Below are 15,470 nucleotides of genomic sequence, written 5' to 3' on the forward strand. Positions count from 1 at the left end.
ACTCGTGAAAAAAATAACGGTTATTAATCAAACAACTTACGTCTAAGCTCAACGCTATTTATATAATTTCTTGTTATTTAGTGCTATTTCCCTAAAACAATCCGTCAATAATTGTACAAAAACAACAGCGGTGTACATCTTTGCTCGCATTACTGGTTTAAGATAAATCTCAAGGCAAAAAAGTCATTGTAGGGTATTCAGATGTATGGATTTTGGACGTTAACCTTTATACTGTTCGTAGCATCTGCGCTGCCCCCGGTTAACTTGGTGCAACAGTCCGTTTACACACACTGATGAGTCGTACTCTCACACGATGACCCCGAAAAAATTTTCCCTGATACCCGGCAACATTACCCGCTTCTTTATTCTCATGGTCATCGTCCTGCTGGCGACGATGGGGGTCATGATCCAAAGCGCCGTTAACGCCTGGCTAAAAGATAAAAGCTACCAGGTTGTCGATGTCAGCTACGACTTGCATAAACGCATCGATACCTGGCGCTACGCCACCTGGCAAATCTATGACAACATCGCCGCAACCTCTGCCAGCTCAGCCTCCGAAACCGGGTTGCAGGAAACGCGTTTAAAGCAGGATGTTTACTATCTGGAGAAACCCCGGCGCAAAACCGAAGCGCTGATTTTTGGCTCTCATGACGGCTCAACGCTGGAAATGACGCAAAAAATCTCCAACTATCTCGATATCCTGTGGGGCGCCGAGACGATTCCCTGGTCAATGTATTACCTCAACGGCCTGGATAACAGCCTGATACTGGTTTCAACGCTGCCGTTAAAAGATCTCTCTTCCAGCTTCAAAGAATCGACGATCAGCAGCGTCGTTGAATCACGCCGGGCTGAGATGCTGCTGCAGGCCAATACCCTTGATGAACGCGAGACGTTTTCGTCGCTGCGCCACCTCGCCTGGCAAAACGGCTACTACTTCACCTTACGCACCACCTTTAACCAGCCCGGTCATCTGGCGACGGTAGTGGCCTTCGATCTGCCTATTAACGATCTCATTCCGCCGAGTATGTCTCTGGAGAGTTTCCGTCTGGAGCCCGATCCCTCGCAGAACGGAACCAGCAATCCGGATAAAGAAGCTGCCGACATCGTCAGCATTAACTTTAACGGCCCGCAGATTGAAATTATCACGACCATTAATACCACCGGTATGCGCCTGGTCTGGATGGTGCCCTTTAGCGAGCTGATTCTGGAATCGCTGCAAAATATTTTACTGCCGCTGCTGCTGAATATTGGTCTGCTGGCGCTGGCGCTGTTCGGATTTACCACCTTCCGCCACTACAGCGGACGTAAAAGCGTCGCGGGAACGGCTATCTCCTCGGCAGCCAATAGTGAACTACGCGCTGAGCGCGCCATTCACGAAGAGATCGTTTCCCTGCTGCCGCTCGGGCTGCTGGTGCACGATCTGGAGGCTAACCGTACGGTGATCAGCAATCCGATCGCCGACCATCTGCTGCCGCATCTGAACCTGCAAAACATCATTAATATGGCCGATCAGCATCAGGGCGTGATCCAGGCGACGGTGAACAATGAACTGTATGAAATCCGTCAGTTCCGCAGTCAGGTTTCGCCACGAACGCAAATTTTTATTATTCGCGATCAGGACCGTGAGGTGATGGTGAATAAGAAACTTAAGCAGGCCCAGCGTCTGTATGAGAAAAATCAGCAGGGCCGCACGGCGTTTATGCAGCATATCGGCGCGGCGCTCAGGCAGCCGGCGCAGACGCTGGCGGAAGAAGCCGCGGCGCTCGGCATGGCTGAAAGCCGCAGGCTGGCCCAGCATGCGGACGAACTGGTGCAGTTGGTAGATGAAATCGAGCTGGCAAACCTGCTGGAGAGCGATAGCTGGAAGAGCGCTCAGGGTCTATTCTCGATTCAGGAACTGATAGATGAAGTGGTGCCTGAAGTGCTACCTATCATCAAACGTAAGGGTCTACAGCTGCTGATTAACAACGCCTTGCCGGCCAATGAGCAACGCTACGGCGATCGCGACGCCCTGCGCCGTACGCTTTTACTGCTTATCCAGTATTCGGTTACCACCACGCCTATTGGCAAAATTACTCTGGAAGTGAGTAAAGATGAATCAGCGGACGATCGTCTGACCTTCCGTATTCTCGATACCGGCAACGGCGTTTCCGCAAACGAAATTGACAATATGCACTTCCCGTTCCTCAACGATACGCAGGCAGACCTCTACGGCAAGGCCAACGCCCTCACCTTCTGGCTCTGCGATCGCCTGACGCGCAAGCTCGGCGGGCAGCTCAATATCAAAGCACGCGAGTCGCTGGGTACCCGCTACTCCCTGCATTTAAAAATGGCCGCCAGCGCAGAGGAGAGTGAGTCAGGGGAACATCTGCTGGATGACGTGGTGATATTGCTTGATGTGACCGCCAATGAAGTCCGCCGTATTGTGACTCGCCAGCTGGAGAGCTGGGGGGCCACCTGCATCACGCCGGATGACAGAATCACAAGTCAACAATATGATCTCTTTTTAACGGATAATCCGTCTAATCTTACTGCTTCGGGCTTGCTTTTAAGCGATGATGAAGCCCGGGTTCATAAGATTGGTCCTGGTCAGCTCCGCGTAAACTTTAATATCAGCGCTGCGCTGCAGGAAGCTATCCTGCAATTGATTGAGCAGCAGCTTGCAGAGGAAGAGGAGCAGCCTTCCTCTGCCGGTAGCGAAAGTAACGCCGAACTGCATGCCAGCGGCTATTACACGCTGTTTGCTGACACGGTACCAGATGATGTTAAGAGGCTGTATAATGAACGGGCAACGGGCGATTTCGCCGCGCTGGCGCAGACCGCTCACCGCCTCAAAGGGGCGTTTGCTATGCTAAATCTGGTACCCGGCAAGCAGTTATGTGAAACGCTTGAGCATCTGATTCGAGAAAAAGATGCGCAAGGCATAGAAAAATATATCAGCGACATTGACGACTACGTCAAGAGCTTGCTGTAGCAAGGTAGCCTAATACATGAACAATATGAACGTAATTATTGCCGATGACCATCCGATCGTACTGTTCGGTATTCGTAAGTCACTTGAACAAATTGAGTGGGTGAACGTTGTCGGCGAGTTTGAAGACTCCACCGCATTAATCAACAATCTGCCAAAACTGGACGCACATGTCCTGATTACCGATTTATCCATGCCCGGTGATAAATACGGCGATGGCATTACGCTTATCAAATACATCAAGCGTCATTTCCCGGACCTGTCAATCATTGTACTGACGATGAATAACAACCCGGCGATCCTTAGCGCGGTTCTGGATCTGGACATAGAAGGGATTGTCCTGAAACAGGGGGCGCCAACCGACCTGCCTAAAGCGCTGGCCGCGCTGCAAAAAGGCAAAAAATTCACTCCGGAGAGCGTTTCGCGCCTGCTGGAAAAAATCAGCGCCGGCGGTTACGGCGACAAACGTTTGTCGCCGAAAGAGAGTGAAGTGCTGCGCCTGTTCGCTGAAGGCTTCCTGGTCACCGAGATAGCCAAAAAGCTCAACCGCAGCATCAAAACCATCAGTAGCCAGAAAAAATCGGCGATGATGAAGCTCGGCGTGGAAAACGACATCGCCCTGCTGAACTACCTCTCTTCCGTTTCCCTGAGCTCCACCGACAAAGACTAAACTCTTTTCTTCCCGGATAGCGCGGCGTTATCCGGGAAGCTTCTCTACTCCCTTCCCTTACGTACCCGCGTAGCGTAGAGCGTTAACGTCTGCTTAATGATCTCCAGCGTGACCGGCTTAGAAAGACAGCTGTCCATACCGGATTCCAGGCAGCGCTGCTTCTCTTCCGCCAGCGCGTTGGCGGTAACGCCAATCACCGGCAGCGTGAGCCCCAGCTGGCGAATACGCTGAGTCAGGCGATAGCCGTCCATGTTCGGCATGTTGACGTCGCTGAGCACGATATCAATATGCTGTTTGCTCAGGACATTCAGCGCATCGATCCCATCATTTGCCGTCACGCACTGATAGCCCAGCGATCCAAGCTGATCGGCCAGCAGGCGACGGTTGATCGGATGATCGTCAACCACCAGAATCATCATGTCATCATTGCTGGCGTTTTGCGCGTCCGCGGCAGCTAGCGCAGGGCCGTTATCCGCACTGGCTACGGCAATATGGAAGATGCGTCCCAGCAGCGGCAGTAGCTCGTGCGGCGTGGCGACGCTATGCAGCCACTCACCGGGTGCACGCTCTTGCGGAATACCGATATGCCGACGAGAGAAGATCACCATCGCGCAGCCAGCCCAGGCTTCATGCGTCTCGCTATCGGTTAACAGAATATCTTCCGCTCCCGGCGTTTGCCCGTCAAAACGACGGACAGGAACGCCGTGGAAGTTCAGCAACTGCTCGACGAACACCGCCAGCGAGCTGTTATCAATCGCCAGCCAGCAGCATTTTTCAGCCAGGCCATCAATATTCAGCGGCGGCGTATTTTGCACGCCATAAAGCGGGATACGAATAGTGAATCGACTGCCCATACCCGGTTCGGTTTCGACGGCGATATCGCCATCCATCATGCTGATAAGCTTTTCACAAATCGCCAGGCCGAGCCCGGTTCCCTGGAAGTTGCGCTGCACGCCGGTACCGACCTGGAAGAACGGATCGAACAGGCGTAGCACCTCTTTCGCCGGGATCCCTTCGCCGGTGTCGCGTACGCTGATGCGCAGATAATCATCCGCCCGCTCTACGTGCAGGACAATACAGCCGGTATCGGTAAACTTAATCGCATTACTCAACAGGTTTGAAATAACCTGCTGCAGGCGCATCGGATCGCCGGACATCAGTTGCGGAACGTCTGGCTCAATAAAGCAGTACAGCCCAAGATGTTTACGCACCACCAGCGGCAGATAGTTGGCGGAGATATGGTTCATTACCTCACGTGGCGAAAACTCCCGCGGCTCAATTTTAAGCTGCTCGGACTCAATTTTAGAGAAATCGAGAATATCGCTAATGATTTTCAGCAGCAGGCTGGAAGAGTTGTTCATCGCTGTCACCAGACGATCGACGCCCTTCGGTAGCTCCTTGGTCTGCAAGAGATCGAGGTTGCCGATAATCCCGTACAGCGGCGTACGCAGTTCGTGGCTGACGGTGGCGAGGAACATCGATTTCGACTGGCTGGCCTGCTCGGCGGCCTGGGCCATCTCCTGCAGGGACTCTTCCATTTTGACGCGCGCCGATACGTCCACCAGTACGCAGATCGCCACGTTCTCGTTGCGATAGCGCGAATGGACAAAGCTGATTTGCAGGTTGGTATTATTGCTGGTCAGCACATCGACAAAGTTTACCTGCTGGCCGCAGATAATTTGCGTCAGCCGCTGCCGGTCCTCATGAGTTAACATGTTGAGATAGTTATGCGCCAGCTCGTTACTCAGGATATTGGTGCCGTCGAGGGTACGTAAAATACAGATCCCCACCGGCGCGGAGGCAACGATTTTGCGGTTGAACTGCTCATGCTCTTCCAGGCGCTGGGCATCATTTTCGGCCGGAATAAAAATCCGTCGTTCATACATTCGGGCGAGGGCGAAAAGGAGCGCGCCGGTGAGCAGATTGAGTACCACCGCGTTCAGTATCAGCATCCGAATGCGTTCCAGCACCTGATCTACCGGCACCGAATAGACAATACTTAAGGATGACGGCGGCAGGCTTTTTTTCATCGCCAGCTCGCGAAAACCCGCGGTATAGCCAAACCACAGACGCTCCTGCATCCACTTCGCGTCCGGTTTGATATTGCTATTCGATCCGGCAAGTGAAATCAGCGACTGTCCATTATCGTCAAGGATCGTCACGTTCATCGGCAAACTGCCCGGGGTAAAGAAACTTTCCATACGAATGGTTTGCTCTACGCCAAGCATCGCCTGCAGACGATTCGCCACATAGATGGGCGTGAGCGCATAGAAATAGCCAACGCCCGGGCGCACGCCCTGGCTTATCCAGAACAGATTATTGCCTCGCTCGTTTTGCGGCGCGTCGCGATACTGCTCAATGCGCTGATGCAGTACTTTAAGCGCCTGGTCCCGCTCCAGCGGGATATCACGCAGGCCGAAGTTGGCCATGCACAGATTGTCGCTACCAATCAAAAAAATACGATTGAGGTCGTAGGCCGTGGAGAAATTGTCGCGCCAGTAGCGCATAAACCACGCCAATGACTGCAGCGAATTACGCCAGGTGGAACTCATCAGCGCACAGTCGGAATCCGGATAGAGCGGTTCAAAATCAGGAATTGAAATATTGCCGCGCTGGGCCGGCGTATCGCCGCCTTCGCCGCCATCTATCGGCCGATTACCGGCAACATATTTCAGCTCCTTAATCACGTCGGCCGTACGCTGTATATAGCGCTGCGCCTGATCGGCATTGAGGTTAAATTCCTGGCGAATTTCCGATTCCCGATCGTGCAAAGCGTTGACGATGTAAAACACCGAAACAAAAGCGACCAGCACCCACAGCAGTACCGCCAGCGCTCTGAACAGATAGCGTGAAACTTTTAACGTGTTATGGAAAGAAGCTAGATATTTCAATGTGGCGATGCTCGGCCGTCAGGGGCTCAACAGAATGGCGTTAAGGTAACGATAAAACTACGGTCCCGCAACGGGAAAACAAAAAGGGCCGGGGATGAGCCCGACCCTTTCAGAACAATTACCGCAGAGAATTACTCTTCATCTTCGGCGATGTCATCGTCAGTGTCCGCTTCCGGCGCGATATCTTCCTCGCCTTCCGCCGCGCTGCCGTCGATGGCATCCAGCTCTTCGTCATCAACCGGCTCAGCAACGCGCTGCAGACCGACCACGTTTTCATCTTCCGCGGTACGAATCAGGATCACGCCCTGAGTGTTACGGCCGACAATGCTCACCTCGGAAACGCGGGTTCGTACCAGCGTGCCCGCATCGGTGATCATCATAATCTGGTCGCAGTCATCAACCTGCACCGCGCCCACCACGGAACCGTTGCGTTCGGTCACTTTGATTGAGATTACGCCCTGGGTCGCACGCGACTTGGTTGGATACTCATCAGCCGCGGTACGTTTACCGTAGCCATTCTGCGTAACGGTCAGGATGGCCCCTTCACCGCGCGGAATGATCAACGAAACCACTTTATCTTCGCCGGCCAGCTTGATGCCGCGTACGCCGGTAGCGGTACGGCCCATTGCGCGGACGGCGTCCTCTTTAAAGCGCACCACTTTACCGGCGGCGGAGAACAGCATAACTTCGTCCTGACCGGAGGTCAGATCGACGCCAATCAGCTCGTCGCCTTCGTTGAGGTTAACCGCGATAATACCGGCAGAACGCGGACGGCTGAATTCGGTCAGCGCCGTTTTCTTCACGGTACCGCTGGCGGTAGCCATAAAGACGTTCACGCCCTCTTCGTACTCACGTACCGGCAGAATCGCAGTGATACGTTCGTTGGCTTCAAGCGGCAGCAGGTTGACGATCGGACGCCCGCGCGCGCCGCGGCTGGCTTCCGGCAGCTGATAAACCTTCATCCAGTAGAGACGCCCGCGGCTGGAGAAGCAGAGGATCGTGTCGTGGGTGTTGGCCACCAGCAGGCGGTCGATAAAGTCTTCTTCTTTTATACGCGCCGCAGATTTACCTTTACCGCCACGACGCTGTGCTTCGTAATCGGTTAACGGCTGGTACTTCACGTAGCCCTGATGCGAAAGGGTCACGACAACATCTTCTTGGTTGATCAGGTCTTCGATGTTGATATCCGCGCTGTTAGCGGTGATCTCGGTACGACGCGCGTCGCCGAACTGTTCACGGACCAGCTCCAGCTCTTCACGGATAACTTCCATCAGGCGATCGGCGCTGCCCAGAATGTGCAGCAGTTCCGCAATCTGTTCCAGCAGCTCTTTGTATTCATCGAGCAGTTTTTCATGCTCAAGACCGGTCAGTTTCTGCAAACGCAGATCCAGAATCGCCTGCGCCTGCTGTTCGGTCAGGTAGTACTGACCGTCGCGTACGCCGAACTCAGGCTCCAGCCATTCCGGACGAGCGGCGTCATCGCCTGCGCGTTCCAGCATAGCGGAAACGTTGCCCAGATCCCATGAACGCGCGATTAATGCTGCTTTCGCTTCCGCCGGAGTCGGCGCGCGGCGAATCAGTTCGATAATCGGATCGATGTTGGCCAGGGCAATCGCCAGCGCTTCGAGGATATGCGCGCGATCGCGGGCTTTACGCAGTTCAAAAATAGTACGACGGGTCACCACTTCGCGGCGGTGGCGCACGAACGCGGCAATAATTTCTTTCAGGTTCATGATCTTCGGCTGACCATGGTGCAGGGCAACCATGTTGATACCGAAGGAGACCTGGAGCTGAGTCTGCGAATAGAGGTTGTTAAGCACCACCTCACCCACCGCATCGCGCTTCACTTCAATCACGATGCGCATGCCATCTTTATCAGACTCGTCGCGCAGCGCGCTGATGCCTTCAACGCGTTTGTCTTTGACCAGCTCGGCGATTTTCTCAATCAGGCGCGCTTTGTTCACCTGATACGGAATTTCATGCACGATGATGGTTTCGCGGCCGGTCTTCGCGTCAGCTTCCACTTCCGCGCGGGCGCGAATGTACACTTTTCCGCGACCCGTACGATAGGCCTCTTCAATGCCGCGGCGACCGTTGATGATCGCAGCGGTCGGGAAGTCCGGGCCGGGAATGTGTTCCATCAGCCCTTCAATGCTGATGTCTTCGTTTTCAACGTAGGCCAGACAGCCGTTGATCACTTCGGTCAGGTTGTGCGGCGGAATATTGGTCGCCATACCTACCGCGATACCGGACGAACCGTTGACTAGCAGGTTCGGGATTTTGGTCGGCATAACGTCAGGGATTTTCTCCGTGCCGTCATAGTTATCGACGAAATCCACCGTCTCTTTTTCGAGGTCGGCCATCAGTTCATGGGCGATCTTCGACATACGGATTTCCGTATAACGCATCGCTGCGGCGGAGTCGCCGTCGACCGAACCAAAGTTACCCTGGCCATCTACCAGCATGTAACGCAGGGAGAATGGCTGCGCCATACGTACAATGGTGTCGTATACGGCAGTATCACCATGAGGGTGGTATTTACCGATGACGTCACCCACGACACGGGCAGATTTTTTATAGGCTTTGTTCCAGTCATTGCCCAATACGTTCATGGCGTATAGTACGCGACGGTGTACCGGCTTCAGGCCATCTCGGACATCCGGCAGCGCACGGCCAACAATGACCGACATCGCATAATCCAGATAGGAGCTCTTCAGCTCTTCCTCAATGTTGACCGGTGTAATTTCTCTCGCAAGGTCGCTCATCTAACCGCTATCCCTCTACTGTATCCCGGATTCAAAGGTCGCAAATTATAACACAGCCGCGGTGATACGGGTAAACCTATACCCAATGATTTTCGCGCTGTGACAGGGACAGGGATAGACGGTTTATTCATCGCGGAGGCCTGATATACTTGCCGGTCTGAACTGAACAGGAGTAATAGCGCCCATGAATGCCGAAAAACCGTCGGTGGCCCACAATGTTGATCATAATGAAATCGCTAAATTTGAAGCCGTCGCATCGCGCTGGTGGGATTTAGAGGGCGAATTCAAACCGTTACATCGCATTAATCCTTTGCGTCTTGGCTATATTGCGGAGCGCTCAGGCGGCCTGTTTGGTAAGAAAGTGCTGGATGTCGGCTGCGGCGGCGGCATCCTGGCAGAAAGCATGGCCCGGGAAGGCGCTACGGTTACTGGTCTGGATATGGGGTTTGAACCGCTTCAGGTCGCGAAACTGCATGCCCTGGAGAGCGGTATTCAGGTCGACTATGTCCAGGAAACCGTGGAAGAACACGCGGCGAAGCACGCCGGGGAGTACGATGTCGTCACCTGCATGGAGATGCTGGAGCACGTGCCGGACCCGCAGTCGGTCGTTCACGCCTGCGCGCGGCTGGTCAAGCCTGGCGGCCAGGTATTCTTCTCTACCATTAACCGTAACGGTAAAGCCTGGCTGATGGCGGTTGTCGGCGCCGAGTACGTCATGAAGATGGTGCCGAAGGGAACCCACGATGTGAAGAAATTCATTAAACCAGCGGAGCTGCTCGGCTGGGTGGATGAGACAATTCTGAAAGAGCAGCACATTACCGGTCTTCATTACAATCCGCTGACCAATACCTTCAAGCTGGCGCCGGGGGTGGATGTTAACTATATGTTGCATACAACGGCGAAAAAAGCATAACGTCAGCAGTATTTCCTATGATGATTGCGCGGCATCAAGCCGCGTGATTATTTCTTCCGATGAAGAAATCAGCACTCGATCAAATTTTCATTTTTTTTTCAGATTTATTGACATCTTCTCCAGGCCTTATGGGGCGTGGATTTCGCGATTATCACCCTTCCGCAACCTCAATTTAACGTCAAAATCAACTCTTGTACTCAAAAGAATCCTTACTAGAATACTCACCATATAGCGTTTCTTTTATCGACCACCCCCTACATATAGTATTTATCCACAGAGTTAGTCACAACGGCGATCTGTGGATAAGTGGGGGATATTTTCTTTCACGGACAGGTATAAACCACATGAATCAGAGTCTGCTGGTGACAAAGCGCGACGGTAGCACCGAGCGCATCAATCTCGACAAAATCCACCGCGTGCTGGATTGGGCGGCAGAAGGGCTGAATAACGTATCCATCTCCCAGGTAGAACTGCGTTCCCACATTCAGTTCTATGACGGCATTAAAACCGCCGATATTCACGAAACCATTATCAAAGCCGCTGCGGATCTGATCTCCCGCGACGCGCCGGACTACCAGTATCTCGCCGCTCGTCTGGCGATTTTCCACCTGCGCAAAAAAGCCTACGGCCAGTTTGAGCCGCCAGCGCTGTTCGACCACGTGTCGAAAATGGTGAAAAACGGCAAATACGATACTCATCTGCTGGAAGACTACACGGAAGAAGAGTTCAAGCAGATGGATTCGTTCATCGAGCACGATCGCGATATGACCTTCTCCTACGCTGCGGTTAAGCAGCTCGAAGGCAAATATCTGGTACAGAACCGCGTCACCGGTGAGATCTACGAAAGCGCCCAGTTCCTGTACATTCTGGTGGCCGCCTGCCTGTTCTCCAACTATCCGCGCGAGACGCGTCTGGACTATATCAAGCGTTTCTATGACGCGGTGTCGACGTTTAAAATCTCGCTGCCGACGCCGATTATGTCCGGCGTGCGTACCCCGACCCGTCAGTTCAGCTCCTGCGTGCTGATCGAGTGCGGTGATAGCCTGGATTCTATTAACGCGACCTCCAGCGCGATTGTTAAATACGTTTCTCAGCGCGCCGGTATCGGCATCAATGCCGGCCGCATCCGCGCGCTGGGTAGCCCGATTCGCGGCGGTGAAGCTTTCCACACCGGCTGTATTCCGTTCTATAAGCACTTCCAGACCGCAGTGAAATCCTGCTCGCAGGGCGGCGTCCGCGGCGGTGCCGCCACCCTCTTCTACCCGATGTGGCATCTGGAAGTCGAAAGCCTGCTGGTGCTGAAAAACAACCGCGGTACCGACGCCAACCGCGTTCGTCATATGGACTACGGCGTACAGATCAACAAGCTGATGTACACTCGCCTGCTGAAAGGCGGAGACATCACCCTGTTCAGCCCATCCGACGTTCCGGGCCTGTACGATGCGTTCTTCGCCGACCAGGACGAGTTCGAGCGCCTGTATACCCAATACGAGCAGGACGACAGCATCCGCAAGCAGCGCATTAAAGCCGTAGAGCTGTTCTCGCTGATGATGCAGGAGCGTGCCTCCACCGGTCGTATCTACATCCAGAACGTGGACCACTGCAACACCCACAGCCCGTTTGACCCGGTTGTCGCGCCGGTGCGCCAGTCCAACCTGTGCCTGGAAATCGCCCTGCCGACCAAGCCGCTGGAAGATGTAAACGACGAGAACGGTGAAATTGCGCTGTGCACCCTGTCCGCTTTCAACCTCGGGGTTATCGATAGCCTGGATGAGCTGGAAGAGCTGGCGGTGCTGGCCGTTCGCGCGCTGGATGCACTGCTGGATTACCAGGACTACCCGATCCCGGCGGCCAAACGCGGCGCGATGGGCCGTCGTACGCTGGGTATTGGCGTGATTAACTTTGCCTACTATCTGGCGAAGCACGGTAAACGCTATTCCGACGGCAGCGCTAACAACCTGACGCATAAAACGTTCGAAGCGATTCAGTACTATCTGCTGAAAGCTTCTAACGAGCTGGCGATCGAACAAGGCGCGTGCCCGTGGTTTAACGAAACCACCTATGCAAAAGGCATTCTGCCGATCGATACCTACAAGAAAGACCTGGATGCTATCGTCAGCGAATCTCTGCACTACGATTGGGAGCGGCTTCGCGAGTCGATCAAAACGCACGGCCTGCGTAACTCCACGCTCTCCGCGCTGATGCCGTCCGAGACCTCTTCGCAGATCTCCAACGCCACCAACGGCATTGAACCGCCGCGCGGTCACGTCAGCATCAAAGCGTCAAAAGACGGTATCCTGCGCCAGGTGGTGCCGGATTACGAAAAACTGCAGAACGGCTACGAGCTGCTGTGGGAAATGCCGAACAACGACGGTTATTTACAGCTGGTCGGTATTATGCAGAAGTTTATCGACCAGTCGATTTCCGCCAATACCAACTACGACCCGACGCGCTTCCCGTCAGGCAAAGTGCCGATGCAGCAGTTGCTGAAAGACTTGCTCAATGCCTATAAGTTCGGCGTCAAAACGCTGTACTATCACAACACTCGCGATGGCGCGGAAGATGCCCAGGATGACCTGGCGCCGTCTATTCAGGACGACGGCTGCGAAAGCGGCGCATGTAAGATCTAAGTTTTTTTGCCGGGCGGCGCGATGCTGGCCCGGCCTAAGGTTTTGTAGGCCCGGCAAACTCACTGCCGCCGGGCGATACAATCTCAACAGGACTCACTTCAATGGCATATACCACTTTTTCTCAGACTAAAAACGATCAGCTGCTTGAGCCGATGTTTTTTGGTCAGCCGGTGAACGTCGCCCGCTACGATCAGCAAAAATATGACATCTTCGAAAAGCTGATTGAAAAACAGCTCTCCTTCTTCTGGCGTCCGGAAGAGGTTGACGTTTCCCGCGACCGTATCGACTACCAGGCGCTGCCGGAACACGAAAAACACATTTTTATCAGCAACCTGAAATATCAGACGCTGCTGGACTCGATCCAGGGACGCAGCCCGAACGTTGCCCTGCTGCCGCTGATTTCCATTCCTGAGCTGGAAACCTGGGTTGAAACCTGGGCGTTCTCGGAGACTATCCACTCGCGCTCCTACACCCATATCATCCGCAATATCGTTAACGATCCGGCGATGGTATTTGACGATATCGTCACCAACGAGCAGATCCAAAAACGCGCGGAAGGCATTTCCAGCTATTACGATGAATTGATTGAGCTGACCAGCTACTGGCATCTGCTGGGCGAAGGCACCCACAGCGTGAACGGTAAAACCATTACCGTGAACCTGCGCGAGCTGAAGAAGAAACTGTACCTGTGTCTGATGAGCGTGAACGCGCTGGAAGCCATCCGTTTTTACGTCAGCTTCGCCTGCTCTTTCGCCTTTGCCGAGCGCAAGCTGATGGAAGGTAACGCCAAGATTATCCGTCTGATCGCCCGTGACGAAGCGCTGCACCTGACCGGCACTCAGCACATGCTGAATCTGCTGCGCTCCGGCGTTGACGATCCGGAAATGGCGGAAATCGCCGAAGAGTGCAAGCAGGAGTGCTACGACCTGTTCGTGCTGGCGGCACAGCAGGAGAAAGAGTGGGCGGATTATCTGTTCCGCGACGGTTCGATGATCGGCCTGAACAAAGATATTCTTTGCCAGTACGTTGAGTACATTACTAACATCCGCATGCAGGCGGTAGGTCTCGATCTGCCGTTCCAGACCCGCTCCAACCCGATCCCGTGGATCAACACCTGGCTGGTGTCCGATAACGTGCAGGTCGCGCCGCAGGAAGTGGAAGTCAGCTCTTATCTGGTCGGGCAGATCGATTCCGAAGTCGACGCTGACGATCTGAGCAACTTCCAGCTCTGATGAAACGCATTTTCTTGAAGATTTCTGACACTCGCCTTGAGTGTCAGGATGAACATCCCTCCCTGCTGGCGGCCCTGGAATCGCACAATATCGACGTGGAGTATCAGTGCCGCGAAGGATACTGCGGATCGTGTCGTCTGCGGCTGGTTTCCGGTCAGGTTGACTGGCTCACCGAGCCGCTGGCGTTTGTCCAGCCGGGAGAGATTTTGCCCTGCTGCTGCCGGGCAAAAGGCGATATCGAAATTGAGATGTAAGTTTTGTCGGGCGGCATAACGCTTATGCGCCCGACAAAACTGCCGTTCACAGGCCGGGTAAACCCGGCTTTTTACTGCTTAGCGTGCAGAAACTGCACGGCTTTATCCGGAAAATCGGTGAACAAGCCGTCGACATCCGCCTGATGGTACAGCACGTTATAGAGCTGATTGACGTCGATGGCGTAGTCAGGCAATTGATCCGCGCGAACCGTGTATGGATGTACCTGCATGCCGCTGGCGTGCGCCTCTTTCACCATTGCCGTCAGCTTCACGTCTCCCGGTTTCGAGCCTTCCGCCACCAGCATATGGTAGTCCGGACCAATACCGTCAGCGTACTGGGCGATCTGCGCCATTGCCCCTGGTTTGAACATCCAGTCATAGCTGTAGTTCACCCACTTGCCGTCAGCCTGCCGCTGCTGGGTCTCATTCCAGTCGGTATAGGCGATAAGCTGCACCAGATTGAGATCCATCCCCATTTTCGGCTCCAGCTCATGCTTAATACGCTTGAGCTCGTTGGCGTCAAAGCACTGCAGATACACCTTATCCTGCTTGCCGGTGTAACCATATTCCTTCAGCACTTTCAGCGTGCTGGCGGCAATATCCTTGCCTTCCTGATGGTGGAACCACGGCGCTTTGATTTCCGGGTAGATGCCGATGTTTTTGCCGGTCGAATGGTTTAACCCCTGGACAAACTCAATCTCCTCTTCAAAGGTATGAATGCGGAAATCAGATTTCCCCATCGGGAAGCGACCCGGATAAGTTTGCACGTTCTTGCCATCTTTCGGTTCAAACCCTTCGGTAAACTTCAGCGACTTTATCTCTGCGAGGGTAAAGTCGATAGCGTAGAAGCGGCCATCTTTACGCGCCCGCTGCGGAAAACGCTGGGCCACGTCGGTCACCCGATCCAGATAGTGGTCATGCAGGACCACCAGCCGGTCATCTTTGGTCATCACCAGGTCTTGCTCAAGGTAATCCGCCCCCTGCGCGTAGGCCATCGCTTTCGCCGGCAGGGTATGTTCCGGCAGATAGCCGCTGGCGCCGCGGTGGGCGATAACGATTTTCTCTCCCGCCACGGCGCTGAAGGAGAGCGCCGTGGCGGCCAGCAGCACTCCGCTCATCAGGGTGGTTAATTGACTTTTCATCG

9 protein-coding genes are annotated in these 15,470 nt (G+C 54.1%); 6 read left to right on the top strand and 3 right to left on the bottom strand.

Annotated elements, in window-relative coordinates; genetic code table 11:
* The first annotated feature begins 313 nt into the window (after positions 1–313).
* Both rcsD and rcsB read left to right on the top strand, forming a co-directional pair.
* The gene (gene rcsD / locus ABLV12_RS13885; RefSeq protein ID WP_004103994.1) at positions 314–2,974 is read left to right on the top strand and encodes a phosphotransferase RcsD; all 2,661 of its coding nucleotides are present in this window, start codon (positions 314–316) and stop codon (positions 2,972–2,974) included.
* Positions 2,975–2,990: 16 nt separating this feature from the next.
* Entirely contained in the window at positions 2,991–3,641 is a 651-nt protein-coding gene (rcsB, locus tag ABLV12_RS13890) for a response regulator transcription factor RcsB (protein WP_004103995.1), read from the top strand.
* Positions 3,642–3,685: 44 nt separating this feature from the next.
* Here the strand turns inward: rcsB and rcsC are convergent, their stop codons facing one another.
* Positions 3,686–6,532 (bottom strand): two-component system sensor histidine kinase RcsC, encoded by a 2,847-nt coding sequence (gene rcsC / locus ABLV12_RS13895; protein WP_348867112.1) that lies wholly within the window; start codon positions 6,530–6,532, stop codon positions 3,686–3,688.
* Positions 6,533–6,663: 131 nt separating this feature from the next.
* A complete protein-coding gene (gyrA, locus tag ABLV12_RS13900) occupies positions 6,664–9,297 on the bottom strand; it encodes a DNA topoisomerase (ATP-hydrolyzing) subunit A (protein WP_348867113.1) in 2,634 nt (877 codons plus the stop codon).
* Between the two features lie 184 nt (positions 9,298–9,481).
* Here gyrA and ubiG point away from each other — a divergent pair, with 184 nt between their 5' ends.
* The 4 genes from ubiG to yfaE all read left to right on the top strand — a co-directional run bounded on the left by ubiG (position 9,482) and on the right by yfaE (position 14,326).
* Positions 9,482–10,210 (top strand): bifunctional 2-polyprenyl-6-hydroxyphenol methylase/3-demethylubiquinol 3-O-methyltransferase UbiG, encoded by a 729-nt coding sequence (gene ubiG / locus ABLV12_RS13905; protein WP_004114176.1) that lies wholly within the window; start codon positions 9,482–9,484, stop codon positions 10,208–10,210.
* A gap of 344 nt (positions 10,211–10,554) precedes the next feature.
* Positions 10,555–12,840 carry a class 1a ribonucleoside-diphosphate reductase subunit alpha gene (gene nrdA, locus ABLV12_RS13910; protein WP_004104000.1) on the top strand — a complete coding sequence of 762 codons (2,286 nt, stop codon included), beginning with the start codon at positions 10,555–10,557 and terminating at the stop codon, positions 12,838–12,840.
* A 101-nt stretch (positions 12,841–12,941) separates the two neighbouring features.
* On the top strand, positions 12,942–14,072 hold the full coding sequence (gene nrdB / locus ABLV12_RS13915) for a class Ia ribonucleoside-diphosphate reductase subunit beta (protein WP_004104001.1): 1,131 nt from the start codon (positions 12,942–12,944) through the stop codon (positions 14,070–14,072).
* Positions 14,072–14,326 (top strand): class I ribonucleotide reductase maintenance protein YfaE, encoded by a 255-nt coding sequence (yfaE, locus tag ABLV12_RS13920; RefSeq protein ID WP_004104002.1) that lies wholly within the window; start codon positions 14,072–14,074, stop codon positions 14,324–14,326. The genes nrdB and yfaE overlap by 1 nt, the downstream gene beginning before the upstream one ends.
* Positions 14,327–14,397: 71 nt before the next feature.
* Here the strand turns inward: yfaE and glpQ are convergent, their stop codons facing one another.
* Complete coding sequence (gene glpQ / locus ABLV12_RS13925) at positions 14,398–15,468, bottom strand: glycerophosphodiester phosphodiesterase (protein WP_004114182.1); 1,071 nt, start codon at positions 15,466–15,468, stop codon at positions 14,398–14,400.
* Positions 15,469–15,470: the final 2 nt, after the last annotated feature.

The organism is Klebsiella sp. CN_Kp100 (assembly GCF_040065315.1).
GTDB lineage: Bacteria > Pseudomonadota > Gammaproteobacteria > Enterobacterales > Enterobacteriaceae > Klebsiella > Klebsiella oxytoca.